The organism is Sphingomonas sp. GW821-FHT02B09, assembly GCF_059421875.1.
This window is the reverse complement of the sequence record NZ_JBWKVV010000002.1, coordinates 1,305,021-1,330,645: the sequence shown is the minus strand read 5'-3', so window position 1 is coordinate 1,330,645 and position 25,625 is coordinate 1,305,021. Positions and strand designations below refer to the sequence as shown.

General features: G+C 69.1%; 19 protein-coding genes. 10 read left to right on the top strand and 9 right to left on the bottom strand.

Features of this window, described 5'->3' with window-relative positions:
* Positions 1-2,436: an ATP-dependent helicase HrpB gene (gene hrpB, locus AC07U4_RS14265; RefSeq protein WP_495195803.1), complete on the bottom strand. Its 2,436-nt coding sequence runs from the start codon at positions 2,434-2,436 to the stop codon at positions 1-3.
* A gap of 84 nt (positions 2,437-2,520) precedes the next feature.
* Here hrpB and AC07U4_RS14260 point away from each other — a divergent pair, with 84 nt between their 5' ends.
* Positions 2,521-2,844: a hypothetical protein gene (locus AC07U4_RS14260; RefSeq protein WP_038662407.1), complete on the top strand. Its 324-nt coding sequence runs from the start codon at positions 2,521-2,523 to the stop codon at positions 2,842-2,844.
* A 322-nt stretch (positions 2,845-3,166) separates the two neighbouring features.
* On the top strand, positions 3,167-4,114 hold the full coding sequence (locus tag AC07U4_RS14255) for a cation diffusion facilitator family transporter (RefSeq protein ID WP_495195802.1): 948 nt from the start codon (positions 3,167-3,169) through the stop codon (positions 4,112-4,114).
* Positions 4,115-4,131: 17 nt separating this feature from the next.
* On the opposite strand, the gene AC07U4_RS14250 is transcribed toward AC07U4_RS14255, so the two are convergent.
* Positions 4,132-5,142: a polyprenyl synthetase family protein gene (locus AC07U4_RS14250; RefSeq protein WP_038662412.1), complete on the bottom strand. Its 1,011-nt coding sequence runs from the start codon at positions 5,140-5,142 to the stop codon at positions 4,132-4,134.
* A 101-nt stretch (positions 5,143-5,243) separates the two neighbouring features.
* On the opposite strand from AC07U4_RS14250, the gene AC07U4_RS14245 reads away from it, so the two are divergent.
* From AC07U4_RS14245 to tmk, 3 genes are read left to right on the top strand one after another with little or no spacing between them, the layout of a single operon-like run.
* On the top strand, positions 5,244-5,522 hold the full coding sequence (locus AC07U4_RS14245; RefSeq protein ID WP_038662415.1) for a chorismate mutase: 279 nt from the start codon (positions 5,244-5,246) through the stop codon (positions 5,520-5,522).
* 23 nt (positions 5,523-5,545) lie between these two features.
* The gene (locus AC07U4_RS14240; protein ID WP_495195801.1) at positions 5,546-5,929 is read left to right on the top strand and encodes a DUF2147 domain-containing protein; all 384 of its coding nucleotides are present in this window, start codon (positions 5,546-5,548) and stop codon (positions 5,927-5,929) included.
* Positions 5,929-6,567, top strand: coding sequence for a dTMP kinase (tmk, locus tag AC07U4_RS14235; RefSeq protein WP_495195800.1), 639 nt, complete (start codon positions 5,929-5,931; stop codon positions 6,565-6,567). The genes AC07U4_RS14240 and tmk overlap by 1 nt, the downstream gene beginning before the upstream one ends.
* Positions 6,568-6,599: 32 nt before the next feature.
* On the opposite strand, the gene AC07U4_RS14230 is transcribed toward tmk, so the two are convergent.
* The 5 genes from AC07U4_RS14230 to AC07U4_RS14210 form a co-directional block, all read right to left on the bottom strand.
* Complete coding sequence (locus AC07U4_RS14230; RefSeq protein ID WP_495195799.1) at positions 6,600-7,376, bottom strand: enoyl-CoA hydratase; 777 nt, start codon at positions 7,374-7,376, stop codon at positions 6,600-6,602.
* An 11-nt stretch (positions 7,377-7,387) separates the two neighbouring features.
* A complete protein-coding gene (locus AC07U4_RS14225) occupies positions 7,388-8,431 on the bottom strand; it encodes an enoyl-CoA hydratase/isomerase family protein (RefSeq protein WP_495195798.1) in 1,044 nt (347 codons plus the stop codon).
* A 148-nt stretch (positions 8,432-8,579) separates the two neighbouring features.
* Positions 8,580-10,076, bottom strand: coding sequence for an alginate export family protein (locus tag AC07U4_RS14220; protein ID WP_495195797.1), 1,497 nt, complete (start codon positions 10,074-10,076; stop codon positions 8,580-8,582).
* 116 nt (positions 10,077-10,192) lie between these two features.
* On the bottom strand, positions 10,193-11,542 hold the full coding sequence (locus AC07U4_RS14215) for a dicarboxylate/amino acid:cation symporter (protein WP_038662429.1): 1,350 nt from the start codon (positions 11,540-11,542) through the stop codon (positions 10,193-10,195).
* A gap of 211 nt (positions 11,543-11,753) precedes the next feature.
* Positions 11,754-12,248: a methylated-DNA--[protein]-cysteine S-methyltransferase gene (locus tag AC07U4_RS14210; RefSeq protein WP_137897881.1), complete on the bottom strand. Its 495-nt coding sequence runs from the start codon at positions 12,246-12,248 to the stop codon at positions 11,754-11,756.
* A gap of 424 nt (positions 12,249-12,672) precedes the next feature.
* Here AC07U4_RS14210 and AC07U4_RS14205 point away from each other — a divergent pair, with 424 nt between their 5' ends.
* Positions 12,673-14,316 carry a DUF5597 domain-containing protein gene (locus AC07U4_RS14205; protein ID WP_495195796.1) on the top strand — a complete coding sequence of 548 codons (1,644 nt, stop codon included), beginning with the start codon at positions 12,673-12,675 and terminating at the stop codon, positions 14,314-14,316.
* A gap of 135 nt (positions 14,317-14,451) precedes the next feature.
* Positions 14,452-17,310: a TIM-barrel domain-containing protein gene (locus AC07U4_RS14200; RefSeq protein ID WP_495195795.1), complete on the top strand. Its 2,859-nt coding sequence runs from the start codon at positions 14,452-14,454 to the stop codon at positions 17,308-17,310.
* A gap of 240 nt (positions 17,311-17,550) precedes the next feature.
* On the opposite strand, the gene AC07U4_RS14195 is transcribed toward AC07U4_RS14200, so the two are convergent.
* Together AC07U4_RS14195 and AC07U4_RS14190 are read right to left on the bottom strand one after the other, a co-directional pair.
* Entirely contained in the window at positions 17,551-18,522 is a 972-nt protein-coding gene (locus AC07U4_RS14195; RefSeq protein WP_495195794.1) for an alpha/beta hydrolase, read from the bottom strand.
* Positions 18,519-20,993: a glycoside hydrolase family 3 protein gene (locus AC07U4_RS14190; protein ID WP_495195793.1), complete on the bottom strand. Its 2,475-nt coding sequence runs from the start codon at positions 20,991-20,993 to the stop codon at positions 18,519-18,521. Before AC07U4_RS14190 ends, AC07U4_RS14195 begins: the two co-directional genes overlap by 4 nt.
* 108 nt (positions 20,994-21,101) lie before the next feature.
* Between AC07U4_RS14190 and AC07U4_RS14185 the strand changes: the two genes are divergently transcribed.
* From AC07U4_RS14185 to AC07U4_RS14175, 3 genes are read left to right on the top strand one after another with little or no spacing between them, the layout of a single operon-like run.
* Positions 21,102-22,616 (top strand): tryptophan halogenase family protein, encoded by a 1,515-nt coding sequence (locus tag AC07U4_RS14185; protein ID WP_495195792.1) that lies wholly within the window; start codon positions 21,102-21,104, stop codon positions 22,614-22,616.
* The gene (locus AC07U4_RS14180; protein WP_495195791.1) at positions 22,613-24,058 is read left to right on the top strand and encodes a tryptophan 7-halogenase; all 1,446 of its coding nucleotides are present in this window, start codon (positions 22,613-22,615) and stop codon (positions 24,056-24,058) included. Before AC07U4_RS14185 ends, AC07U4_RS14180 begins: the two co-directional genes overlap by 4 nt.
* Positions 24,055-25,527: a tryptophan halogenase family protein gene (locus AC07U4_RS14175; protein ID WP_495195790.1), complete on the top strand. Its 1,473-nt coding sequence runs from the start codon at positions 24,055-24,057 to the stop codon at positions 25,525-25,527. Before AC07U4_RS14180 ends, AC07U4_RS14175 begins: the two co-directional genes overlap by 4 nt.
* Positions 25,528-25,625: the final 98 nt, after the last annotated feature.

Below are 25,625 nucleotides of genomic sequence, written 5' to 3'. Positions count from 1 at the left end.
TTAGCGCGTCCCGGCGGCGCGCGCATCCGCCTTTTTGGTGCGCAGCGTCGCGGCCGCGGCGGCGGGATCGTCGGGCCAGGGATGTTTGGGATAGCGGCCGCGCATCTCCTTCGCCACCGCGCTCCAGCTTCCCGCCCAGAAGCCCGGCAGGTCGCGCGTCGTCTGGATCGGCCGGCCCGCGGGCGAGGTCAGGCTGAGCACCAGCGCCACCCGCTCCGATCCGATGCGCGGATGCTCGGCCAGCCCGAACAAGGCCTGCACGCGCAGCTCGACTTTGGGGCCGCCCTCCGCCGCATAATCGATGGCGTGCGTGCTGCCGGCGGGGCTCGTGAAATCGGCGGGCGCGAGCCGGTCGACCTGCCGCATCGCGTCCCAGCCGATCAGGTTGCGGACCGCATCGGTCAGCGCACCGCCGGGGATCGCGTCGAGCCGCCGCTTGCCCGCGAGCAGCGGCGGCAGCCATTCGTCGAGCCGCTCGACCAGCATCGCGTCGAGCCCGATCCCGGCATAGCGCGCGCGCGCCTTCAGCGCCTCGCCGCCCTCGCGCCACGGCAGCAGCGCAAGGCCATGCGTCCGCACGCCTTCGAGCAGCGCCGCCGCCACCGCCGCGGGATCGGCCTGCGAATCGGGTCCCGACGACAGCCGCAGCGCGCCGAGCCGCCGCTCGCGCAGCGTCGTCACGCCGCCGGTCGCCGGATCGAAATCCACCGTCCGGCGCGTCTCGATCCGGTCGGCGAACAGCCGTTCGATCGTCGCCAGCGTGATCGGCGCCGCGGCGAGGATGCGCGCGCCCGACGCCGCCCCCTGCGTCTCCGCCACCGCCAGCCATTCGCTGCGCGCCAGCGCGGTCGCCGGATCGAGCCGGAAGCCGCGCCCGCCGACCGACGCCCAATATTCGCCGCTGGCGTCGCGCGCGCGCGCGATCCGGTCGGGGAAGGCGAGCGCGATCGCCACCTCGACGCCCTCGGCGCTGCCGCCGTCGCCGCCCAGTTTCGCCCAGCGTTCGGCGAGCTTGCGCGCCGCCACCGCCTTGGTGCCGCGCTCGCCGCGCCAGCGCCGCAACCGCGCATCGAGATCGGGATCGGTGCCGCCGAGCCCGCGCTCGGACAGCAGCACCGCCACCTCGGCGGCGATCCGCCCCTGCCCCATCTCGCCGGCGCGCAGCAGCATATGGGCGAGCCGCGGCGGCATCGGCATCGCCGCGATCCGCCGCCCGTGCGCGGTCGGCCGGCCGTCGCCGTCGATCGCCTCCAAAGCGGTCAGCCGCTCGCGTGCCTCCGCCACCGCCGCGGCGGGCGGCGGATCGAGAAAGGCGAGGTCGCGCGGATCGTGGACGCCCCATAGCGCCGCGGCGAGGACGAGGCCGGACAGATCGGCCTCGAGGATCTCCGGCGGATCGAACCGCGGCAGGCCCCCGGTCGCCGCCTCCTCCCACAAGCGATAGGCCACGCCCGGCCCGAGTCGCGCCGCACGGCCGGCGCGCTGGATCACCGCCGCCTGGCTCGCCCGCTCGGTCACCAGCCGCGTCATCCCCGCGGCACGATCATAGCGCGGCCGTCGCGCCAGTCCCGAATCGACGACGATGCGGATGCCGTCGAGCGTCAAACTGGTCTCGGCGATCGAGGTGGCGAGCACCAGCTTGCGCCGGCCATCGGGCTCGGGCTTGATCGCGGCACGCTGCGCGGCGGGATCGAGGCTGCCGTGCAGTTCGTGGATGACGATATCGTCGGGCAGGCCGGCGAGCCGTTCGGCGGTGCGCTCGATCTCGGCGACGCCGGGCAGGAAGGCGAGCACGCCGCCCTCCGCCTCGCCGAGCGCGCGGCGGATCGCGCTCGCCATCGCATCCTCGATCCGGCCATCGCCCGCACGGCCCAAGTGGCGCAGTGCGAGCGGATAGCTGCGCCCCTCGCTCTCGATCACCGGTGCCTCGCCAAGCAGGCTGGCGAACCGTGCGCCGTCCAGCGTCGCCGACATCGCGACGATGCGCAGGTCGGGCCGCAGCGCCCCTTGCGCATCGAGCGCGAGCGCGAGGCCGAAATCGCCGTCGAGGCTGCGTTCATGGACCTCGTCGAACAGCACCGCCGAGATGCCGGCGAGTTCGGGATCGCTCTGGATACGCGCGACGAAGATGCCTTCGGTGACCACTGTCACCCGCGTCGCGGCGGAGCGCCGGCTGTCCATCCGCGTCGCATAGCCGAAGGTGCCGCCGACCGCTTCGCCGGCCAGCGCCGCCATCCGCTCCGCCGCCGCCCGCGCCGCGAGCCGCCGCGGCGAGAGCAGCAGGATCTCGCCGCTGCACCAATCCTCGCGCAGCAGCGCGGGCGCAACCGCGGTGGTCTTGCCCGCCCCCGGCGGCGCGACGAGCACCGCATTGGGCCGCGCGCGCAACACGGCGAGCATATCGGGCAGGACGGCGAGGATCGGCAGGTCGGTCACGGTCGCGGCGCCATGCCATGGATCGCCGCGCGACGCGATACACGCGATCTGCTATCCTCGCCGGACTCAACGAAGGACATGCACATGGGTCTGTTGGACGGCATCCTCGGCCAGGTGGCCGGCAATCCCGCGATCACCAATCTCGCCGAACGCATCGGCCTGTCGCCCGAACAGCTGACCGCGGCGATCAGCGCACTCGGCGAGGCGCACACCCAGCCCGGCGACACCGTCGCAGGCGCCGCCGATTCGACCGGCCTCTCGCCCGACGTGCTCCAGCAGATCCTCGGCCATCTCGGCGGCGAAGGCGCGCTCGGCAATCTCGGCGCGCTGCTCGGCGGCGCGAACGGCGAACAGGGCGGCCTCGGCGGCCTGCTCGGCGGCCTCGGCGGGATGTTCGGCAAGTCCTGACGCCGAACGACCGTCATCTCGGCCCTCATAAAACCTTTGGACAACCGACCCAGTGCTCCTGCGAAAGCAGGAGCCCAGGAGTTTTAAGCGCCATAAGACGTTGTTTTGCCTGACCCTGGGCTCCCGCCTGCGCGGGAGCACTGTGATGCTTTACCGGCGATGCAGACGTTTGCAGAAGTCCCGGCTTGCACCGGGATGACGATCCGGGTCGGGGTCAATCCGCCCTCCCCGCCAGATGACGAAAAGGTCATCGCCCGCGTCCTAGTATCTCCCGCCCCGCGGGTGATAGGCATGGCATCACGACGGCAGCCGGACGGGACCATTGGGCGGACATCATCACCACGGACACGATCACGGCGGCCACGACCACGGTCATAGCCATGGTCACGGCCAGGGCCACGGCCATTCCCACGCCCCCGCGTCGTTCGACCGCGCCTTTGCGATCGGGATCGCGCTCAACATCGCCTATGTCCTCGCCGAAGGGGGGGCCGGGCTGTGGACCGGCTCGGTTGCGCTGCTCGCCGACGCCGGCCATAATCTGTCCGACGTGCTCGGCCTCGCCGTCGCCTGGGGCGGCGCGGCGCTGGCGCGGACCGCGCCGACCAAGCGCTTCACCTATGGGCTGAAGGGATCGACGATCCTCGCCGCGCTCGCCAACGCGCTGTTCCTGCTCGTCGCGCTCGGCGCGATCGTCACCGAGGCGGTGCAGCGGCTGGGCGATCCGCCCGTCGTCGCCGGCCTTACCGTCTCGATCGTCGCCGGCATCGGCATCGCGATCAACGCCTTCACCGCCTGGCTGTTCGCGCGCGGGCGTAAGGGCGACATCAATATCCGCGGCGCCTATCTCCACATGCTCAGCGACGCGATGGTGTCGGCGGGCGTGGTGCTGGCCGGCGTCGCGATCTGGGCAACCGGCCTGGGGTGGATCGATCCGCTGGTCAGCCTCGTCATCGCCGCGCTGATCTTCTGGCAGACCTGGGGCCTGCTGCGCGAGACGGTCGAGATGAGCCTCGCCGCGGTGCCGCGGGCGATCGATTACGATGCGGTCACCGGCGCGCTGGAGGCGCTGCCCGGCGTGACCAAGGTCCACGACCTGCACATCTGGGCGATGTCGACCACCGAGCCGGTGCTGACCGCGCATCTGGTGATCCCGACCGGTCATCCCGGCGACGGTTTCCTCGTCGCGGCGCGCGGCATGTTGCACGAGCGGTTCGCGATCGGCCATGCGACCTTGCAGGTCGAAATGGGCGGGGATTGCGTCGCGTGTTGAGGCGCGCGCCCTAGCCCTCAATAGGCTCGCGCGACCGCGAACTCGACCGCCTCGATCATCGCGTCCTTGGCCTTGCCGTTGGCGAAGCCGCCGATCGCATCGATCGCGCGCTGGCCGTAGTGGCGGGCGCGGGCGAGCGTGTCGTCGACCGAACGCGTCTTGCGCACCAGATCGATGGCGTGGGCGAAATCCGCGTCGGACTGGCGCCGCCCCTCGATCGCGTCCTTCCAGAACTTGCGATCCTCCGCGTCGCCGCGGGCGTAGGCGAGGATCACCGGCAGCGTCATCTTGCCCTCGCGGAAATCGTCGCCGGCATCCTTGCCCATCGTCCCTGCGTCCGACACGTAATCGATCGCGTCGTCGACGAGCTGGAAGGCGATGCCGAGGTTGCGGCCATAAGCGTCGAGCGCCAGTTCCTCGCCCTCGGGCCGTTCGGCGACCACCGCGGAAATGCGGCAGGCGGCGGCGAACAGCGCCGCGGTCTTGGCGTTGATGATGTCGAGATAGCGGTCCTCGCCGAGGTCGACGCGGCGCGCGGCGGTGAGCTGGTTGACCTCGCCCTCCGCGATCACCGCCGAGGCGTTCGACAGGATCTTCAGCACCTTGAGGCTGCCGTCCTCGACCATCAGCTCGAAACTGCGGCTGAACAGGAAGTCGCCGACCAGCACGCTCGCCGGATTGCCCCAGATGATGTTGGCGGTGCGCTTGCCGCGGCGCAGGTCCGACCCGTCGACGACGTCGTCGTGGAGCAGCGTCGCGGTATGGATGAATTCGACCGAGGCGGCGAGGCGGTGGTGCCGCGTGCCGGTATAGCCGATCAGCCGCGCGCTGCTGAGCGTCAGCATCGGCCGCATCCGCTTGCCGCCGCCGGCGATGAGATGCCCGGCAAGTTCCGGGATCAGCGGGATTTGCGACTGCATACGGTCGAGGATCACCGTGTTGACGGCGTTCATGTCCCCCGCGACGAGCTGGAGCAGCGGCTCCAGCGACGGTTCGCGGTTGTCGAGGCGATGGATGGTTGCGGTCATCTCGCCCTGCGCTGTGGCCTCTCGCCTTCGCGAACGCAAGTCTTGCTCGCGGGTGCAACACACCCCATGGGAGGCGGACAGCGACCAAGGAAAGGCGAGGCATGAGCGACGACGTGCTGCAGGGATATCGCAAGAGCATCGACAACATCGATGCGGCGCTGGTCCATCTGCTCGCCGAACGGTTCAAGGTGACGCAGGCGGTCGGGCGTCACAAGGCGACCTCGGGCCTGCCCGCCGCCGATCCCGGCCGCGAGGAACGCCAGATCGCGCGGCTGCGCCGGCTCGCCGAGGAGGCGGAGCTCGATCCCGAGTTCAGCGAGAAATTCCTGCGCTTCATCATCGACGAGGTGATCCGCCACCATCAGCAGTTGCGCGGCTGAGCGCGGCCGACCATCTCCCGTCCGTGATCCTGTCCCTGCTCCTCGCCGCCGCTGCGCCGGCGGTCCCGCCGTCGGCGGCGATCCTCGGCACCTGGCACAATCCCAAGAACAGCGTCGCGGTGCGAACCGGGCGCTGCGGCGACAAAGTGTGTGGCTGGGTGATCCGCGCCAGCGACAAGTCGAAGAGCGACGTCGCGGAAAAGGGATATCCGCCGCTGATCGGCACCGCCTTGCTGCGCGACTATAAGGCGGACGGCAAGCGGCGCTGGTCGGGACAGATCTATGTCCCCGATATGGGCCGGGCGTTCGGATCGAGCGTCACGATGGTGGACGGCGACACGCTCAACGTGCGCGGCTGCCTGATCGGCGGGTTCATCTGCAAGTCGCAGATCTGGCGGCGCGACTGATGGCGGGGGCGTTCATCGCCGTCGAAGGCGTCGACGGCTCGGGCAAGAGCGGCGTCGTCCGCCGACTCGTCGCCGGTCTGCAGGCGCGCGGCCACGACGTGGTCGGCACCCGCGAGCCGGGCGGCACGCCGCAGGGCGAGGCGTTGCGCGGGCTGCTGCTGGCGGGCGAGGACGCCGCCTGGGAGCCGCGCGCGGAGCTGCTGCTGATGACCGCGGCACGGGTGCAGCATGTCGCGCGCGTCGTGTTGCCGGCGGTGGCGGCGGGGCGGGTCGTCGTGTCCGATCGCTACGCCGGGTCGACGCTCGCCTATCAGGGCGCCGGGCGCGGCATGTCGGAAGCGCTGATCCTCGAACTCCACGCCGCGATGGTCGACGATCTGTGGCCCGACCTGACTTTGGTGCTCGACGTCGATCCGGCGGTGGGGCTGGCGCGCAGCCGCAAACGTCTGTCCGACGGGGGGATCGACGAAGGGCGGTTCGAGAGCCTCGACCTCGCCTTCCACCAGCGCATCCGCGAGGCGTTCCTGACGCAGGCGGCGGCAGCGCCGGAGCGGCATGCGGTGATCGACGCAAGCGACGCACCGGGAGCGGTGCAGGCGCAGGCGCTTGCCGCGGTGGAACGGTTCCTGGGACGGTAAGCCCCTCCCCTTCAGGGGAGGGGTGTGTAGCCTTACCGCCCCGTCCACGCCCCCGGCCGCTTCTCGACGAACGCCGCCATGCCTTCCTTCTGGTCCGCGGTACCGAACAGCCCGTGGAACAGCCGCCGCTCGAACTGGACGCCCTGCGCCAGCGTCGTCTCGAACGCGGCGTCGACCATCTCCTTGTTCGCCAGCACCGCGAGCGGCGCCATGCCGGCGATCGTCGCGGCAGTCTTCATCGCTTCCTCGACCAGCTCCGCGGCGGGGATCACCCGGCTCACCAATCCGGCGCGCTCCGCCTCGGCGGCATCCATCATCCGGCCGGTGAGGCACATCTCCATCGCCTTGGCCTTGCCGACCGCGCGGGCGAGCCGCTGCGAGCCGCCCATACCGGGGCTGACCGCCAGCTTGACCTCGGGCTGGCCGAACTTGGCGGTATCGGCGGCGAGGATGAAATCGCACATCATCGCCAGCTCGCAACCGCCGCCGAGCGCATAGCCCGCCACCGCGGCGATGATCGGCTTGCGCGTCGCGGTCAGCGTCTCGTAGCCGGCGAAATGATTGCGGCCGTACATGGCGGCGAAGTCCATCGCCTGCATTTCCTTGATGTCCGCCCCCGCCGCGAACGCCTTGGCGCTGCCGGTCAGCACCGCGCAGCCCTGATCGGGATCGGCATCGAACGCCGCCAGCGCGGCGAGCAGGTCGGCGAGCACCTGCGCGTTGAGCGCGTTGAGCGCCTCGGGCCGGTTGAGCGTGATGAGCGTGACGCGATCGCGCCGCTCGACGAGGATGGTCTGATAATCGGACACGGCGGCTCTCCTTATGCGGGCGTCCACGCCTCGCCCTCGGGCATCGGCGCGAAGATCTGGTCGATGACGTGGTCGGTGACGTCCTCGGCGGTCGCCGGCTGCCAGCGCGGCGCATGGTCCTTGTCGACGATCACCGCGCGCACCCCTTCGAGGAAGTCGTGGCGCTGCACGACGCGGCAGGCGACGGCATATTCCTGCACCATCTCGTCGGCGAAGCTCTGCATCAGCCCGCCGTCGTAGAGCAGCCGCAGCGACACCTTCATCGCCTGCGGCGACTTGGTGCGCAGGATGGCGAGCTGTTCGGCGGCGAAGACGCCGTCGTCGGCTTCGAGCGTCGCCAGCACGTCCTCCAGCGTATCGGAGGCGAACAGCCGGTCGATCTCGTCGCGGTGCGACAGCAGCTTCGCGGCCGGCGGCGTCACGGCGAGCCGATCGAGCGCGCCGTCGATCTCACGCGGATCGGCGACGATCGCCGCCTTGGCGGCTTCCACCGCGGCGCCAGGCAGATAATGCGTCGCGAGCCCCAGCGCATGCGCCTCGGCGCCGTCGAGGCGATGGCCGGTAAGCGCGAGGAACTGACCGATCCGTCCCGGCAGCCGCGCCAGATACCAGCCGCCGCCGACATCGGGGAACAGGCCGATCCCCGTCTCCGGCATCGCAAATCGCGTATTCTCGGTGGCGATGCGGTAGCGGCAGGGCAAGGCGATGCCGACACCGCCGCCCATCGTCACCCCATCCATCACCGACACCGTCGGCTTGGCATAAGTGAACAGCCGTTGGTTGAGCCGGTATTCGCTGAGGAAGAAACCGCGCGCCGCGGCGCCGTCGGTCGCGCCGCTCTCGCTCAGCATGCGGATGTCGCCCCCGGCACAGAAGCCGCGCCCCTCGGCATGGTCGAGCAGCACCGCGGCGACGCCCGCGTCGCTCCGCCACGCCTCCAGCGCGGCGAGCATGCCGTCGCACATGGCGCGGTTGAGCGCATGCAGCGCCTTGGGACGGTTGAGGCGCAGCCGGCCGACGGCACCCTCTGTCTGGATCAGCAGGTCATCGCTCATCCCCCGCCTTTGACCCGCGCGGGTCGCGGCGTCCATACCGGATCGACGAAACCGCGTGCCTGTACGGCGTGGAACAGTCCGTCGCGGGCGGGACGGCACAGCAATGGACCGCATCGGCAACGAGCAGCGCGGAAGCTTCCGGGCCTCCTCAGAAGCGGAAGCTGAGCCAGCCGGCCATGAAGTCGGAGCTCTTGAACCCCGCCTTGGACAGCGACGGGCCGGCGGCGAGATGCTCGTAGCGGCCGGTGAACGACAGGCGCGGGCTGATCGACCAGACCGCCTGCAGCCGCATCACGTCGCCGATCTTGGCATCGCCGACGCGCTGCGTGCCGGCGAATGGCTGGCCGTTGGCGCGATAGACCGCGTCGGTGACGCTGTCGCGCCACGCGAGCTGATATTCGGCGGTGACGCGCACCGTCTTCACGGGCGAGAAGGTGAAATTGGGTGCCACCGCGATCAGGTTCGACGGGGTCAGGAACAGGCCGTAGCTGTAATAGATGTTGTTGCCGAACGGCGCATAGGCATCGCGCAGCTTGCCGTCGCCATACCCGCCGCCGCCGCTCGCATAGTCCATATGGATACCGACGCGCGGCGCGGTCTTGGATTTGCCGAGTCGATAGGTCTGCGCAAAGAACAGCTGCCAGGCGTCGATGTCCTGGTTGATGTAATGGCCGTATTGATGGTTGATCGTCCAGTCGACCGTCACCGGGCCGGCGTCGCCATAGATATGCGTGCCGACATAATAGCGCGTCGCCGGGCCGATGCGGCCGCCCCAGGCGCCCACCGTATTGCGTCGCCGCCAGAAGAACGGATCGACGAAGATCTTCGAGCCGCCGAACCAGCCGTTCGGCACGGCATAGCCCAGCGTCACGCCCGAGAAACGCCGTGCCGGATCGCTGATGTCGTCGTCGGTGCCGAGGTCGCCATATTGCGTCGGCTTGAAGTCGAAGAGATCGGCGCGCACCCGGCTGCCGCGTGCCCAGGCGCGGATGCCGTTGAGCGTGTAGCGGATGGTATTGTTGTCGCGCTGCGAGGTCAGCAGATTGGGACCGTCGGTGAATTCCTGCCGGCCGTAGCGCGCACCGATCGCGATGCCGTCGACCTCGGCGTTACCCTCGACGAACGCCTGTTGCAGCACGAGGTCGTTGCGCAGCGTCGCCGCCGGCGCGCCGAGCTCGACGCCGGAGATGCCGCCATGCGCGATCTCCGCGAAGGCGCGGAAATGCGGACCGACGTGCAAATCGGCGCCGCCGACGATGCGGTTGATGTCCTGCCGCTGCGCACGCGAATCGCGCAGATTGGGGTTGGTGGTATGGTTGACCCGCAACCGCACCTCGCCCGACAGCGTCAGATAGACGTCGCCATCGCCATCGAGCGGCAGGAACTTGAGCCGATCGAGGAAGTCGTCGCGCTTGGCGGGATCGCGATAGCTGCGCCAATCCTCCGCCCAGCGCGACAGATTGAAGCCGTTGGTGGTCGCGCCGTCACCCGCGGCGGCGGCGGGATAGCTGGTCACCGTCGGCGTCGCGGGATCGCGGGTCTGGCCGGATTCGCTCGGCGCGACGCTGGTCTGCGCAGTGGCGGCGGTGGTGACGAGGGTGAGCAGAGCAGTGGCGCCGGCGAGGGCGCGAGCACGGAGCAACATGGGGATATCCTTATGGGCGATCGTCGCCCTCACCCGTCGCCGCCTCCGGCTCTGTCCTTCCCCAATCGGGAGAAGGATGAGGGCGCGCGGCGACCGACGGGGGAGGACGCGACGCGTTATTCGGCGGGCACCGCCTCGGCGGGCAGCTGGTCGACGCGCAGGGCCTCGCCATGCAGCGCGGCGTGAAGCTGCGCGGTATCGAGCCGTCCTTCCCAGCGCGATACGACCACGGTCGCCACCGCATTGCCGATGAAGTTGGTCAGGCTGCGGCATTCGCTCATGAAGCGGTCGACGCCGAGGATCAGCGCCATGCCGGCGACGGGCACGCTCGGTACGATCGACAGCGTCGCGGCGAGCGTGATGAAGCCCGCACCGGTGACCCCCGCCGCGCCCTTCGACGACAGCATCGCCACGCCGAGCAGCAGCAATTGCTGGCCGAGCGTCAGGTCGACGTTGCACGCCTGCGCGATGAACAACGCCGCCAGCGTCATGTAGATGTTGGTGCCGTCGAGGTTGAACGAATAGCCGGTCGGCACGACGAGGCCGACGATCGACTTGGGGCAGCCGGCGCGCTCCATCTTCTCGATCAGCGCGGGCAGCGCGCTTTCCGACGACGAGGTGCCGAGCACCAGCAGCAGCTCCGCCTTGAGATAGGAGATCAGCCGCAGGATCGAGAAACCGCACAGCCAGCTCACCGTGCCGAGCACGACGAGGACGAACAGCAGCGAGGTGAAATAGAAGGTGCCGACCAGCATCGCGAGATTGGCGAGCGTGCCGACGCCATATTTGCCGATGGTGAAGGCCATCGCGCCGAACGCGCCGATCGGCGCCGCCTTCATGACGATGCTGACCACCTTGAAGAAGGCGAGCGAGACGTCCTCGAGCACGCTCAGCACCTTGGTGCCGCGATCGCCGATCAGCGCCAGCGCGATGCCGAACAGGATCGAGACGAACAGCACCTGCAGGATGTTGCCCTGCGTCAGCGACGACAGGAACGTGTCGGGGATGATGCCGGTCAGGAAGCCGGTGATCGTCGATTCATGTGCCTTCTCGGCGAATTCGGCGACCTTGCTGGTGTCGAGGCTGGCGGGATCGATGTTGAGCCCCGCGCCCGGCCGCACCACGTTGGCGACGATCAGGCCGACGATCAGCGCGAGCGTCGAGAAGAACAGGAAATAGACGAACGCCTTGCCGGCGACGCGGCCGACCGCGCCGAGATCGCGCATACCCGCGATACCAGTGACGATGGTGAGGAAGATCACCGGCGCGATCACCATCTTGACCAATTTGATGAAGGCATCGCCGATCGGCTTCATCGCCTCGCCGGCCTGGGGTGCGAAATGGCCGAGCAGGACACCGGCGACGATCGCGACGAGCACCTGCAAATACAGTTGCGCATACCAGGGCTTGGCGGCCGGGGGTAAGACGGGTCCTCCGGACGGCGTCGCGGCGACGGTGATGCTCATGGGTGCCTCTCATCCTCTATGACGGCGCAGATCGGCTCTTCTGGCCGTGGTGCGTCGCCAGACAATGCCGCGATCCGCAGCGGACAGGCAATGCCACGAGCGGAAGTTAAGAATCGTTTGTTTTCAATGACTTATTTGCACACCCCCTCGCCCGCTCACGCGGCGGGGCACGGCGGGAGCAGCGATGTGTGCAGAAAGTTGCACAGGCCGATCACAACGGCAATTCGCCGGCGCGCCGCTCCAGCGCGAGCAACAGTGCCTTGGCCGGCAGACCGCCGGCGAAGCCGGTGAGATGGCCGGCGCTGCCGACCACGCGATGGCAGGGCGCGACGATCGACAACGGGTTGCGACCGTTCGCCGCGCCGACCGCACGCGACGCCGCCGGCCGCCCGATCGCCCGCGCCAAGGCGCCATAACTGCGCGTCTCGCCATAAGGGATGGTCAGCAGCGCCGCCCATACCTGTTTCTGGAAAGCGGTGCCCCGCCAGTCCAGCGGCAGGTCGAAGGCCGTGCGCTCGCCAGCGAAATAGCCGCGCAGCTGGCGGGCGGTCTCGACAAGGATCGGGTGATCGCCGCCAGCGACGAGCGGACCGAGGCGAACGCGCGAGGGATCGTCGTCCGGCCACAACACCGCAACGAGACCGACGTCGCTCGCCACCAGCGTCAACGTACCGACCGGCGAATCACAGGGGATCGAGAAGAGCATAGCGGGAGTATAACAGCGCAGGGGCCGCCGGAGCAGCGGCGCGAGAGCCACCCAGTCGGCGAAGGCAAATCGCCGTGGCGCTCATACGCCCCGCCCACCCCGTCACCCCGGACTCGTTCCGGGTCCACCTCGCGGCGAGGAGAGGGGTTTGAAAATGAGTCGCTCGCTTGCGGCCGGGTGGACCCCGGAACGAGTCCGGGGTGACGGATGTCATTTGGAAGCGGTTCGAACCTCGCAGGCCGGCGCATGGGACGAACCAGGGCTCGCGCGGATAAACGTCCCTTATCAATCCCTTCCCTGCGCCCCGACGCATCGCGCTAACCATCTATTATGTCTTACTTATCGACATTCGCCTCACCGCTTGGTAGCGCCACCATCAGCAAAGCGGCACCCGTGTGGGCCGATGTGATCTGGGAGGATGACGATGACGGGCAGGAACAGGCGGTGGTTCACCGCGCCTTTGGCAGCGGCCGCTTTGGGGTTCGGAACGTTCGCGGCGCAGGCGCAGACCGCCGCTCCGCTTCCGAAAATGGTCGAACGCGACGGGCGTCATGCGCTGATGGTCGACGGCGCGCCGTTCCTGATGCTCGGCATCCAGGCGAACAACAGCAGCAATTACGCCGGCATGCTGCCCAAGGTCTGGCCGATGGTGGAGCGTATCCACGCCAACACGCTCGAGATCCCGGTCGCCTGGGAACAGGTCGAGCCGGTCGAGGGGCAGTTCGACTTCAGCTATGTCGACGCCCTGCTCGCCGGCGCGCGGACGCATGACACGCGGCTGGTGCTATTGTGGTTCGGCACCTGGAAAAACACCGGGCCGAGCTACACCCCCGCCTGGGTGAAGAGCGATCCCAAGCGCTTCCCGCGGATGCGCAAGGCGGACGGCTCGACGCACCCCACCTTCACCCCGCACGCACGCACCACGCTGGAGGCGGACAAGCGCGCCTTCGTCGCATTGATGCAGCACCTCAAGGCCAACGATCCCGACCATCGCGTCATCATGGTGCAGGTCGAGAACGAGACCGGCGTCTACGGCCAGAACCGCGATCTCTCGCCCGCCGCACAGGCGCTGTTCCGCCAGCCGATCCCGGCGGCGCTCGCCAGGAAGACCGGCAAGCGCGGCGACTGGACGACCGTCTACGGCAAGGTCGCCGAGGCGGCGTTCAACGGCTGGTACGTCGCGCGCTACGTCGACGAGATCGCCGCGGCGGGCCGCGCGGTGCTCGACCTGCCGATGTACGCCAATGCCGCGGTCGGCAGCCCCTTCGCCACGCCGGGCGAGGACGGCGGCGCGAGCGGCGGGCCGAACTGGACGATCATCGACGTGTGGAAGGCCGCCGCGCCGCATCTCGATGTCGTCGCGCCCGATCTCTACAATGCCGACCCCAAGACCTATGCCGCCTTCCTCAAGCTCTACGGGCGGCCCGACAATGCGCTGATGATCCCGGAGACGGGCAATGCGATCGCCTATGCTCGCTATCTGTGGCCGGTGCTCGGCCATGGCGGCATCGGTTTCTCGCCGTTCGGCTTCGACGACACCGGCTATGTCAACTACCCGCTCGGCAGCAAGGTGATCGACGCCGAGACGATCGCGGCTTTTGGCGACAAATTCGCGCTGATGGCCCCCAACGCGCGCGGCTGGGCGAAGGTCGCGCTGGAGCATCCGACCTGGGGCAGCGCCAAGCCCGCCGATGCCTCGGACGAGAGCGGCGTGCTGGGGCGGTGGAAGATCACCGCGCAATACGGCCAGTGGCAGTTCGGTGATCGCGACTCGCAATGGTTGAAGTCCGACCCCAATCCGACCCGCGACCAGCCGGTCGGCGGCGTCGCGGTGGCGCAGCTCGGGCCGGACCGCTTCCTGCTCGCCGGCTCCGATGTGCGGATCAAGATCGACCGCGCCACCGAGACGAAGGGCGAGAACACGCAATATCTCAGCGTCGAGGAAGGCAGTTTCGACGCCGCCGGCACCTGGACGACGCTGCGCGTCTGGAACGGCGACCAGACCGATTATGGCCTTAATCTCACCAAGCCCACGCTGCTCCGCGTGACGCTCGGCACCTATCGTTGACCTTATCCCCGTTCGTGCTGAGCCTGTCGAAGCAGCGGCGTCCATAAGCGGCGGCGTCGCATGTGGCACTGCCCTTCGACAGGCTCAGGGCGAACGGCGTTTCCCATTCAGCCCGATCAGATCAGGATCAGACCGATGACCTTCCGTTTCCTCGCCCGCGCCGTCGCGGGCCTCGCCGTCTCCGTCTCGGGCATGGCGCTCGCCTCCGAAGTGCAGAAGATCGACCAGGGCGTCGTCGTCACGCCCGACAGCGGCCCCGCCAAGCGCGTCCGCGTCGTCGCTTATGGCGACGACAGCTTCCGCGTCACCGCCGTGCCCGGCACCGATCTCACCCTGCCCGACAGCCTGATGGTGGTCGCCAAGCCGCACGGCGCGCCGACGATCAGCGAAGGCGCCGGCGTCGTCACGCTCAAGCTCGCCAAGGCGAGCGCCGAAATCCGCCTGTCCGACGGCCACCTCACCGTCCGCGACGCGGCGGGCAAGGTGCTGCTCGACGAGGCCGCCCGCGCCGCCTTCGCCCCCAGCGTCGAGGGCAAGGGCTATGTCGCCACGCAGCAGCAGTTCAACCGCGCGACCGACGAAGGCTTCTACGGCCTCGGCCAGCATCAGAATCGGCAGATGAACTATAATGGCGAGGACGTCGAACTCGCCCAGCACAATATGGACATCGCCATCCCGTTCGTCGTCTCGACGCGCAATTACGGGCTGTTGTGGGACAATAATTCGATCACCCGCTTCGGCAATCCCAAGCCCTATGCCTTGGTCGGCGACGATATGAAGGTGTCGAACGGCGGCAAGCCGGGCTGGACCGCGCAATATTACCTTGGCGACAGACTGGCGGCGACGCGCCAGGAAGCGACGATCAACTATCAATATATCAAGGATCAGGCGCGCTGGCCGGCGCAAGCCAAGGCGCAGACCGTCGCCTCGGCGGACAGCGGCCAGAACACCGCCGGCAAGGTCGTCGGCAAGCAACGCGTGATCTGGACCGGCACCGTCGATCCCACCGTCACCGGCCTGCACAAGTTCCGCGTCTACGGCTCGAGCTATTTCAAGGTCTATGCCGACGACAAGCTGGTGCTCGATCGCTGGCGGCAGAATTGGAACCCCTGGTATCATAACGTCGAGCTGCCGATGACCGCCGGCAAGCCGGTCGCGATCCGCATCGAATGGGAGCCGAACGCCGGCTATATGGCGTTCTTCCACAACGATCCCCTGCCCCAGCCCGATCGCCACTCGCTGTGGCTGTCGTCGGAGGCGGGCAAGGCGGTCGATTATTACGTCGTCGCCGGCGCCGATATGGACGCGGTCGTCGCGGGCTATCGCGGATTGACCGGCAAGGCGCCGATGATGCCGCAATGGGCCTATGGCTTCTGGCAGAGCCGCCAGCGCTACGAAACGCAGGAGCAATTGGTCGGGGTCGTGCGCGAATATCGCAAGCGGCAGATCCCGCTCGACAATATCGTCGAGGATTGGTTCTACTGGCCGCAGGATCAATGGGGCAGCCACCAGTTCGACAAGACGCGCTTCCCCGATCCGCAGGGGATGGTGGACGAGGTCCACAAGCTCAACGCGCAATTGATGATCTCGGTCTGGCCGAAATTCTATCCCAATACCGACAATGCCAAGGAACTGGCCGCCAAGGGCTTCCTGTATCAGGGCAATCTCAAGCTGAAGAACAAGGACTGGGTCGGGCCCGGCTACCTCAACACCGATTACGATCCTTATTATCCCGAAGCGCGCAAGATCTATTACCGGCAGGTGCGCGACAATCTGGTCAAGCTCGGCATCGACGCCTGGTGGATGGACGCGACCGAGCCCGACATCCATTCCAACCTGTCGATCGAAGAGCGTAAATATGTGATGGGGCCGAACGCCTTCGGGCCGGGCGGCGCCTATTTCAACAGCTTCCCGCTGGTCCATGCGGCGGGCTTCGCCGAGGGGCTGCGCGAGACCAACACCGACAAGCGGCCGTTCATCCTGACGCGCTCGGGCTTCGCCGGCCTGCAACGCGCGAGCGCGGCCTTGTGGTCGGGCGACGTCGCGGCGCGCTGGGACGATCTGCGCGACCAGATTTCGGCGGGCGTCAATCTGTCGATGTCGGGCGTGCCCAATTGGACGCACGATATTGGCGGCTTCGCGGTCGAGGATCGCTACACCAATGCCGAGCCGGCGGCGCTGCCCGAATGGCGCGAGCTCAACCTGCGCTGGTTCCAGTTCGGCGCGCTCAGCCCGCTGTTCCGCAGCCATGGCGAGACGCCCAAGCGCGAGATCTACGAATTGAGCGCGAGCGATCCGGCGATGGCATCGTCGATGCTCTGGTACGACCAGCTCCGCTATCGGCTGATGCCGTATATCTACACGACCGCGGCCGACACCTATCACAAGGACGGCAGCATCATGCGCGGGCTGGTGATGGACTATGCCGCCGATCGCAAGACGTGGAACGTCGACGACGAATATCTCTTCGGCCGCGATCTGCTTGTCGCGCCGGTGACGGCGTTTAAGGCGCGCTCGCGCTCGGTGTATCTGCCGGCGGGGGCGGACTGGTACGATTTCGCCAGCGGCAAGCACTACACGGGTGGCCAGTCGATCACCGCCGCCGCGCCCTACGAGCGGATGCCGCTGTTCGTCCGTGCGGGTGCGATCCTGCCGACCGGGCCGGCGGTGCAATATGCGCGCGAACAGCCGGGCGGGCCGATCGTGCTGCACGTCTTCACCGGCAAGGACGGTGCGTTCTCGCTGTACGAGGACGACGGCGTGACCCCCGGTTACGAATCAGGCAAGTTCGCGCGCGTGCCGCTGACGTGGAACGAGCAGGCGAAGACGCTGACGATCGGCGCGCGCGAGGGCAGCTATCCGGGCATGGTCGCGACGCGCGCGGTTTCGGTTCGCTTCCATACGCCGGGCAAGGCCGAAGCGCTGGACTTCGCCGAAAATGGCGCGACGCGGGTAAGCTACACCGGCAAGGCGATGACGATCCGGATGAAGTGACCAAACGGCGACTGGTGGAACGAGCGCTCCGCCGGTCGCCGACCCGTTGGCTCAGGGGATGGCCTTGAGCCATCCGTCACCCCGGACTTGTTCCGGGGTCCACCCCGCGGCTGGGAGAGGGGCCTGAGGATCAGGCGGAGCCCGTGAGGCCCGGTGGACCCCGGAACGAGTCCGGGGTGACGGGGTGGATGCGGTGAGGATTCGAACCACTCTCGCCGTTCGCCCTAAGCGATCAGTGTCTCAGCCGGGAAACACACCCTTGCGCGCGGCATAGGCTGCGAACAGCGTCGGCCAGGCCGCCGTCGGCACCGTCTTCGCCAGCCGCACGCCGAAGCCGTGCCCGCCTTCGTCGAACACATGCATCTCCGCCGGGCGTTTCGCCGCGAGCAGCGCCGCATACATGGTAAGGCTGTTGGCGATCGGCACCGCGCCATCGTCACCGGCGTGGACGAGGAAGACCGGCGGCGTCTCCGCCGTGACGCGCTTTTCGACCGACGCCGCCGCGACCTCTTCCGCCGACGGCGTCGCCCCCAGCAGATTGTCGCGCGAGCCCCGGTGGGTGATCGCCGCGTCCATGCTGATCACCGGATAGATCAGCCCGGCGAGATCGGGCCGCGCCGACAGCGTGTCGGCGGCATCGACCGGCGCATAGACGCGCTCGCCATGCCGCGTCGCCAGCGAACCGGCGAGATGCCCGCCCGCCGAGAAGCCGATCACCGCGATCCGCTTGGCATCGACGCCGAAGCTGCCCGCCCGGCTGCGGATCACGCGCATTGCACGCTGCGCGTCCTGCAGCGGCACCAGCCGCCGCTCGCTCCAGCCTTCGCCCGGCAGGCGATAGAGCAGGATGAAGCAGGTGACGCCCAGCGCATTGAGCCAGCGCGCCTGTTCGATCCCCTCATTGTCATAGGCGAGGAAGCCATAGCCGCCGCCGGGCACCAGCAGCACCGCCGCACCGTTGGGACGCGCCGGCCGCTTGACGACCAGCGCGGGCACGTCGACGCCGGTCACCCAGCGGTCGGTGAAGCCCGCGGTCTTCGACCGCTCCTCGATCTTGCGCGGGATCGTCTTGCCCGGCGCGCCGGGGATGCGGCCCGGCCACAGCGGCACGACCTCCTCCCCGGCGACGGTCTGCGCACCCGCCGCGCCGGCGAGCGTCAGCAGCGCCGCGCCGCCGATCAGGCCGCGGCGCGACAGATCACCCCCGCTCATTTGGCACCGCAGGCGATCGGCGTGGTGGCGCTGCCGATGCGGATGGACGACACGTCGATGCCGAGCGCACCGCTGCTCGCCAGTTCGAACGGCTTGGTCACCTTGTTCATCACGACCCCCTGACTGGCGAAGCACCGCAGCGGCACCGCCACGGTCGCCCAATCGCCCACCGCAAGCTGGTTCGTCAATGCGACCGTTGTGGACTTACCCGTATCGGCGACGCCGACGGTGACCGCGCCGGTCGGCTTGGCGGTGACGCGATATTCGACGATCAGGCTGAGATCGCCGTTGGATTCGCGCGTCAGGTCGATCGGCATCGCCTGTTCGATCGAGACGCTGCCCGCGCCCCTGTAGGTCAGGCGCAGGCTGTCCTCCTGCCCGCGCCGGTCGGTGCGGGTCTGCACCGCCGCGCCGGTCGTGCCAATTCGAGCACCCCCGGCGACGCGGCCGCGCACGAACAACGCATTCTGGTCGCCCGCCGCGACCTTGGGCTTGGTCTCGTCGAGCCGGGCGAGCGTCGCCTTGTCGGCATAGGTCAGGCCGAAGCCGATCGGGAACAGCGGGTCGTAGCCCGGATCGGTGCGGTTGAGCACATTCTGGTCGATCCGCTTCGGCCAGCTGAAGCTCAATTTGCCGTGGAAGTCGGCGACCGGACGCCCGCTTTTGCCGGCGACCAGCACGTCGGCGACGCCGCCGCCCTCGGTCCCCGGCAGGAAGGCGGCGACGAAGGCGTCGGCGGCGTTCATTTCCGGATTGACCCACATCGGCCGGCCCGAGAGGAAGACCGCGACGGTTGGCACGCCCGCCGCCTTGAGCTTCTTGAGCAGCGCGAGATCGCTCTTGTCGTCGGGGCTGTATTCGAGGCTCGGCCGGTCGCCGGTGAATTCGGCATAGGGCGTCTCGCCGAACACGACGATCGCGACGTCGGGCTTCGCGGTGAAGGCACCGTCGACGGCGAGCGTCGCCTTGCCGCCGGCGGCGCGCGCCGCCGCATCGATCCCCGACCAGATCGACTGGCCGTTGGGGAAATCCTTGTTGGCGACGTCGGTGCCCTGCCAGGTGATCGACCAGCCGCCGGCCTGTTGGCCGATATTGTCGGCACCGCGCCCGGCGACGAGGATGGTGGCACCCGGCTTCACCGGCAGCACGCCGCCGTTGTTCTTGAGCAGCACGAGCGATTCGCGCACCGCCTGCCGCGCGATCGCGCGATGTTCGGGCGCGCCGAGCAGCGCGAACTTGCCCGACATCGGCCGCGCCGACGGCCGGCCGTTGTCGAACGTGCCGGCGATCACCTTGACGCGCAGGATGCGGCGCACCGCATCGTCGAGCCGCGCGGCGGGGATCGTGCCGGCCTTCGCCTCGCGCAGCGTGTTGGCGTAGAGTTCCTTCCACTTCGGGCCGGAATACATGAACATGTCGAGCCCGGCGTTGATCGCGGCGGCGCAATCCTCGTTGGTGCAGCCCGTCACCTGGCCGTGCGCGTTCCAGTCGCCGATGGTGAACCCCTGAAAGCCCCAGCGGTCCTTCAGCACGCCGGTGAGCAGGCTCTTGTTGCCCGTCATCTTCTCGCCGTTCCAGCTCGAAAAGCTCGGCATTACCGTCAGCGCGCCGGCGGGCAGCGCGGTCATATAGCCTGCGCCATGCACCTCGCGCAGCACCGTCTCCGACACGCGCGTATCGCCCTGGTCGTGGCCGCCGGTGCCGCCGTCGCCGAGGAAGTGCTTGACCGAGGCGATGACATGGCCGGGCTTCATGAAGTCCTGACCGATCGTGCCCTGGATGCCCTCGACCATCTGGCCGGCATAGGAAGCGACGATCGCCGGGTCTTCGGAATAGCTTTCGTAGGTGCGGCCCCAGCGATCGTCCTGCACCACCGCGACGGTCGGCGCGAAGCTCCAGTCGATGCCGGTCGCGGCGGTTTCGGCGGCGGTGACCGCGCCGATCTTCTTGATCAGCGCCGGATCGCGCATCGCGCCGAGGCCGATGTTATGCGGGAACAGCGTCGCGCCGACGATATTGTTGGCGCCGTGCACCGCGTCGGTACCCCAGATCACCGGCACCACCGGGCGGCCGTCCGAGCGCTTGACCGAGGCGTCGTAGAAGGCGTCGAACAGCTTGAGCCATTCCGGCGCCGGTGCGAATTCGTCGCCGTTGGGCGCCGAATTGCCGCCGTTGAGGATCGAGCCGAGCTTGTACGTCTCGAGATCCTTGGGCGTGATGCTGGCGATGTCGACCTGGATGAGCTGGCCGACCTTGTCCTCGATACTCATCTTGGCGAGGATCGCGGCGACGCGTGCCTCGACCTTGGCGTCGCGCTTCAACTGCATCGGCAGCAGCGGCCATTGCTCGGGATGCGCGGTAGCGGCAGCGGGAACGGCGGCGCTGGCCGCCTGCTGCTGCGCAATTGCGGGCGACGCGCCCACCATCAGCGCGAGCGCTGCGCAAGCCGTACCGAACCTCAAAACCATCATCCTCTCCCCGGGAGCCATCTACATCGTGGTAGCGGCACCAAAGCCGTGCCACGAAGCCGCTGTCAACGATGGACATTCCCTGTAGAGGTCTGGACTTGGACGGGGAATATGAGGGGAGAGCGGCCAGTGCGGGCGGAGCAGCGGATCAGGGTGGTGATCGTCGGGGGCGGCACCGCCGGCTGGATGACCGCCGCCGCGCTGGCGACGCTGGCCCCCGGCGCCGCGAAGGTCCACCTGGTCGAATCGCAGGAGATCGGCATCGTCGGCGTCGGCGAGGCGACGCTGCCGCATCTGCGCGCCTTCGTCACCCGGCTCGGCATCGACGAGGCGGCGTTCATGGCCGCCACCCATGCGACGTTCAAGCTCGGCATTGAGTTCCGCGACTTCGGCGCGATCGGCGATTCCTACATCCACCCGTTCGGCAGCTACGGCCGGCCGCTCGACGGCGTCGGCTTCCACCATTATTGGCTGCGACGCCATCACGCCGGCGCGACCGCGGCGATCGGCGACTATTCGACCGCGGTGGTCGCCGCTGCCGCGCTACGCTTCACCCGCCCGGGCAGCGATCCGCACGATCTGGCGAGCGCCTTCGGCTATGCCTATCAATTCGACGCGACCCGCTTCGCGCCTTTCCTGCGCGCCCATGCCGAGGCGCGCGGCGCGGTGCGCACCGAGGGTCTGGTGACCGGCGTCGACCGCGATGCGGACAGCGGCGACGTCGTCGCGATCACACTCGCCGATGGCCAGCGGATTGAGGGCGATCTGTTCATCGACTGCTCGGGGTTTCGCGCGCTGCTGATCGGCGGCGCGATGGACGAGGCGTGGGAGGATTGGTCGCACTGGCTGCCCTGCGACCGCGCCGTCGCCGCGCCCTGCGCCTCGCCCGCCGGCGGCATCGAGCCGTACACCCGCGCCACCGCGATGGCCGCCGGCTGGCGCTGGCGCATCCCCCTCACCCACCGCATCGGCAACGGCTACGTCTATTCGAGCGCGCATCTGTCCGAAGGCGCGGCGACCGACGCGCTGGTCGACGCGCTGGAGAGTCCGCCGCTCGCCGAGCCGCGCCATCTGCGCTTCCGCGCCGGGCGGCGGCGGCGCAGCTGGGTCGGCAACGTGCTGTCGATCGGCCTCGCCTCGGGGTTCCTCGAACCGCTGGAATCGACCAGCATCTATCTGGTGCAGATGGCGATCACGCAATTGGTCGAGCATTTCCCCGCAGCCCGCGTCACCGATGCCGACCGCGACGGCTTCAATGCCTTGGTCGACGCCGAATACGACCGGCTGCGCGACTTCCTGATCCTCCATTATCACGCGACGACACGCGACGATTCGCCCTTCTGGGACCACGTCCGCACGATGACGATCCCCGACAGCCTCGCCGAGAAAATGGCGCTGTGGCGGCAGACCGCGCAGGTGTCGCGCTACAGCCACGGCCTGTTCCTCGAACCGAGCTGGGTCGCGGTCTATCTCGGCCAGAACGTCGTGCCCGACGGCTGGGACCCGCGCGCCGATCTGCCCGACGGCGCCGCGCTCGATCGCGCATTGGCCGCCCTGCGCGGCGGTATCGCCGCCGCGGTCGCGACGATGCCCGATCACGCTACCTATCTACGGGCAGCGGCGTGAACCGTCGCGAAAGCCTGCAGAGCGTCGTCGTGGTCGGCGGCGGCCTCGTCGCCTTGACCGCGGCGCTCGGCTTCGCGCGCGCGCTGCCGCACGCGACGGTGACCCTCGTCGCCACCGCGCCCGACCCGGCGGCGCTCGCCGATCGCCTGCCCGCGGTGACGCCGCAGGTCGCCGAGGCATTCGACGCGCTGGGCCTGGACGAGGCGGCGATGGTCGCCGCGGGGGCGGCGACGCACCGCGTCGGCGAACGCTTCGCCTGGGGCGATGCGGCCTTTACGATCGGCGAGGGCGACGGCGTGCCCAACCTCGCCGGCGCGGCGGTGCACCAGATGTGGCTGGCGCACGGCGACGGCCCCTATGACGCGCTGGTTCCCGCCGCGACGCTGGCGGCGGCGGAACGGTTCGCGCCACCGGCGAGCGATCCGCGATCCTTGCTGTCGCGCGTCAATTACACGCTGCGGCTCGACGCCGAGGCCGCGACGCCCTTCTTCGCCGCGGCGCTGCGCGCGGCGCGGGTGCGCGCCGTCGCACCGCAGCAGCTTCGCGTCGTCCGCGACGGCGAAACCGTGCGCGCGCTCGCCATGGACGACGGTGGCGCGCTGACCGGCGACCTGTTCGTCGATGCGACCGGACCCGCCGCCCTGCTCGCCGCGGAGGACACCGCGTGGCTCGACTGGGCCATCACCCTGCCCGTCGACCGGCTGCTGCTCGCCGCCGCGCCGCCGCGCCCGTCGCCGCTCGACCGGTACGACGCGACCACCGACGGCTGGACCGCGCGCTGGCCGCTGGCGGGTCGCACGCTCGCCGGCGTCGCTTATGCCAGCGCCACGACCAGCGACGCGCGCGCCGCCAAGCAGATGCCGGGCCGAAGCGAGCGCATCACGATCCGTCCGCGGCGGCAGGTCGTTCCCTTTGCCGGCAACGTACTGGCGCTCGGCGATGCGGCTGCGACGCTGGGGCCATTGGGCTGGCATGGCTATACGCTGGCGCTGGCGCAGCTCGAACTGGCGCTGGCATTGATGCCGGCACGGACGCCCGAGCCGCTGCTCGTCGCCGAATACAACCGACGCGCGACGCTGCGCGCCGACCGGCTCCATGCCTATGCCGCGGCCTTCTATCTGGTCGGCCGGCGGCGCGGCGATTTCTGGCACGCGCGGCGCTCGCAGCAACCGCCTGCCGAACTGGCAACGGCGCTCGCCCAATTCGGCCAGCGCGGCACGTTGCCGCCGCTGGAAGAGGAGATGCTGCCACAGGCGGCGTGGCAGCAGGCGCTGATCGGGCTCGGCGTCCGGCCGGTACGCGCCGATCCGTTGGCGCTGTCGGTGCCGCGGGTGAGCGCGGTCGCCGCGCTGACGCAATTGCGCAACGCGGTCGCTGCGCTACCCGCCGGCCTGCCTGCCTATCCGGAGTATCTAATGGCGGCGCAACGGGGCAGGCGATGAGCGGAACACCGATCGGCCGGGTGGTGATCGTCGGCGGTGGCACCGCCGGCTGGATGGCGGCGGCCGCCGCCTCGCGCTTCCTCAACGACGGGCAGCGGACGATAACCTTGGTCGAATCCGACGCGATCGGCACCGTCGGCGTCGGCGAGGCGACGATCCCGCCGATCCGCGGTTTCAATGCCCGGCTGGGGATCGACGAGGCGGACTTCCTGCGCGCGACCGGCGGCACGCCCAAGCTCGGCATCGAATTCGTCGACTGGGGCGCGCTGGGCGAGCGCTACATGCACCCGTTCGGCACGCCCGGTCGCGACATCGAAGGGCTCAACTTCCACCAGCTCTGGCTCAAGCTGCGCGAGCGGCCGGGCATCGGCGACTTCGAGGGCTATGCGATGGCCGCCGTCGCCGCGCGCGCCGGCCGCTTCGCACCGCCCTCCCCCGACCCGCGCTCGCCGCTGTCGGGAGTCGATTATGCCTATCATTTCGACGCCGGCCTCTACGCCGCCTTTCTGCGCCGCCGCGCCGAGGAGCAGGGCACGGTGCGCGTCGAGGGGCGGATCACCGGCGTCGAGCAGGACGAACGCGGCCATGTGACGGCGGTGCGGCTGGAGGGGGACCGGCGGATCGCGGGCGACCTGTTCCTCGATTGCTCGGGCTTTCGCAGCCTGTTGCTCGGCGAGGCGATGGGCGTCGGCTTCGAGGATTGGTCGCACTGGCTGCCCTGCGATCGCGCGATCGCGGTGCCGACCGAACGGACACAGCCGCTGCTGCCCTATACTCGCGCCACCGCGCATGACGCCGGCTGGCAATGGCGCATCCCGCTGCAACACCGCACCGGCAACGGCCACGTCTATGCCAGCGCCTTCACCGACGACGACTCCGCCGAGCGCATCCTGTTGGCCAATCTCGACGCCGCGCCGACCGCCACGCCGCGCCGCCTGTCGTTCACCGCCGGCCGGCGGCGGCAGAGCTGGGCGGGCAACGTCGTCGCGCTCGGCCTCGCCGGCGGCTTCCTCGAACCGCTCGAATCGACCAGCATCCACCTCATCCAGGAAGGGATAGCGAAGCTGTTCGCGCTGTTCCCGGACGATCGCTTCAGCCCGGTCGTACGCGACGAATACAACCGGCTGATGGCCGATCACTACACCGCGATCCGCGATTTCATCATCCTCCATTACGCCGCGACGCGCCGCCGCGACACGCCGTTCTGGCGGCACGTGGGATCGATGGCGCTGCCCGAGACGCTGGCACGCAAGCTCGCGCTGTTCGCCGAGAAGGGGCGCATCTTCCGCTACGACGACGAGCTGTTCACCGTGCCGAGCTGGGTGGCGGTGCTGCTCGGCCAGGGGATCATGCCGACCGGCTACGACCCGATCGTCGACGCGCTCGACGCGGATCGCGTTGCCGAAGCGCTGCGGCACATGCGCCGGCAGAACGCCACACTCGCGCAGCAACTGCCCCTCGCCGGCTGAGTGCGCCGGCGAACCAGTCAAAACGGTTCCGTTACCCTTCGTTAAGCGACCGCCACCCAAGCCGGACGGGCGACCGATCGCGCGAAGGATAGAAAAGT

Coding starts and splice junctions, on each gene's coding strand:
- AC07U4_RS14260 (WP_038662407.1), top strand. CDS start 2,521: ATGGGTCTGTTGGACGGCATCCTCGGCCAGGTGGCCGGCAATCCCGCG.
- AC07U4_RS14250 (WP_038662412.1), bottom strand. CDS start 5,142: ATGACCGCAACCATCCATCGCCTCGACAACCGCGAACCGTCGCTGGAG.
- AC07U4_RS14245 (WP_038662415.1), top strand. CDS start 5,244: ATGAGCGACGACGTGCTGCAGGGATATCGCAAGAGCATCGACAACATC.
- tmk (WP_495195800.1), top strand. CDS start 5,929: ATGGCGGGGGCGTTCATCGCCGTCGAAGGCGTCGACGGCTCGGGCAAG.
- AC07U4_RS14225 (WP_495195798.1), bottom strand. CDS start 8,431: ATGAGCGATGACCTGCTGATCCAGACAGAGGGTGCCGTCGGCCGGCTG.
- AC07U4_RS14220 (WP_495195797.1), bottom strand. CDS start 10,076: ATGTTGCTCCGTGCTCGCGCCCTCGCCGGCGCCACTGCTCTGCTCACC.
- AC07U4_RS14215 (WP_038662429.1), bottom strand. CDS start 11,542: ATGAGCATCACCGTCGCCGCGACGCCGTCCGGAGGACCCGTCTTACCC.
- AC07U4_RS14210 (WP_137897881.1), bottom strand. CDS start 12,248: ATGCTCTTCTCGATCCCCTGTGATTCGCCGGTCGGTACGTTGACGCTG.
- AC07U4_RS14205 (WP_495195796.1), top strand. CDS start 12,673: ATGACGGGCAGGAACAGGCGGTGGTTCACCGCGCCTTTGGCAGCGGCC.
- AC07U4_RS14200 (WP_495195795.1), top strand. CDS start 14,452: ATGACCTTCCGTTTCCTCGCCCGCGCCGTCGCGGGCCTCGCCGTCTCC.
- AC07U4_RS14195 (WP_495195794.1), bottom strand. CDS start 18,522: ATGAGCGGGGGTGATCTGTCGCGCCGCGGCCTGATCGGCGGCGCGGCG.
- AC07U4_RS14190 (WP_495195793.1), bottom strand. CDS start 20,993: ATGATGGTTTTGAGGTTCGGTACGGCTTGCGCAGCGCTCGCGCTGATG.
- AC07U4_RS14185 (WP_495195792.1), top strand. CDS start 21,102: ATGAGGGGAGAGCGGCCAGTGCGGGCGGAGCAGCGGATCAGGGTGGTG.
- AC07U4_RS14175 (WP_495195790.1), top strand. CDS start 24,055: ATGAGCGGAACACCGATCGGCCGGGTGGTGATCGTCGGCGGTGGCACC.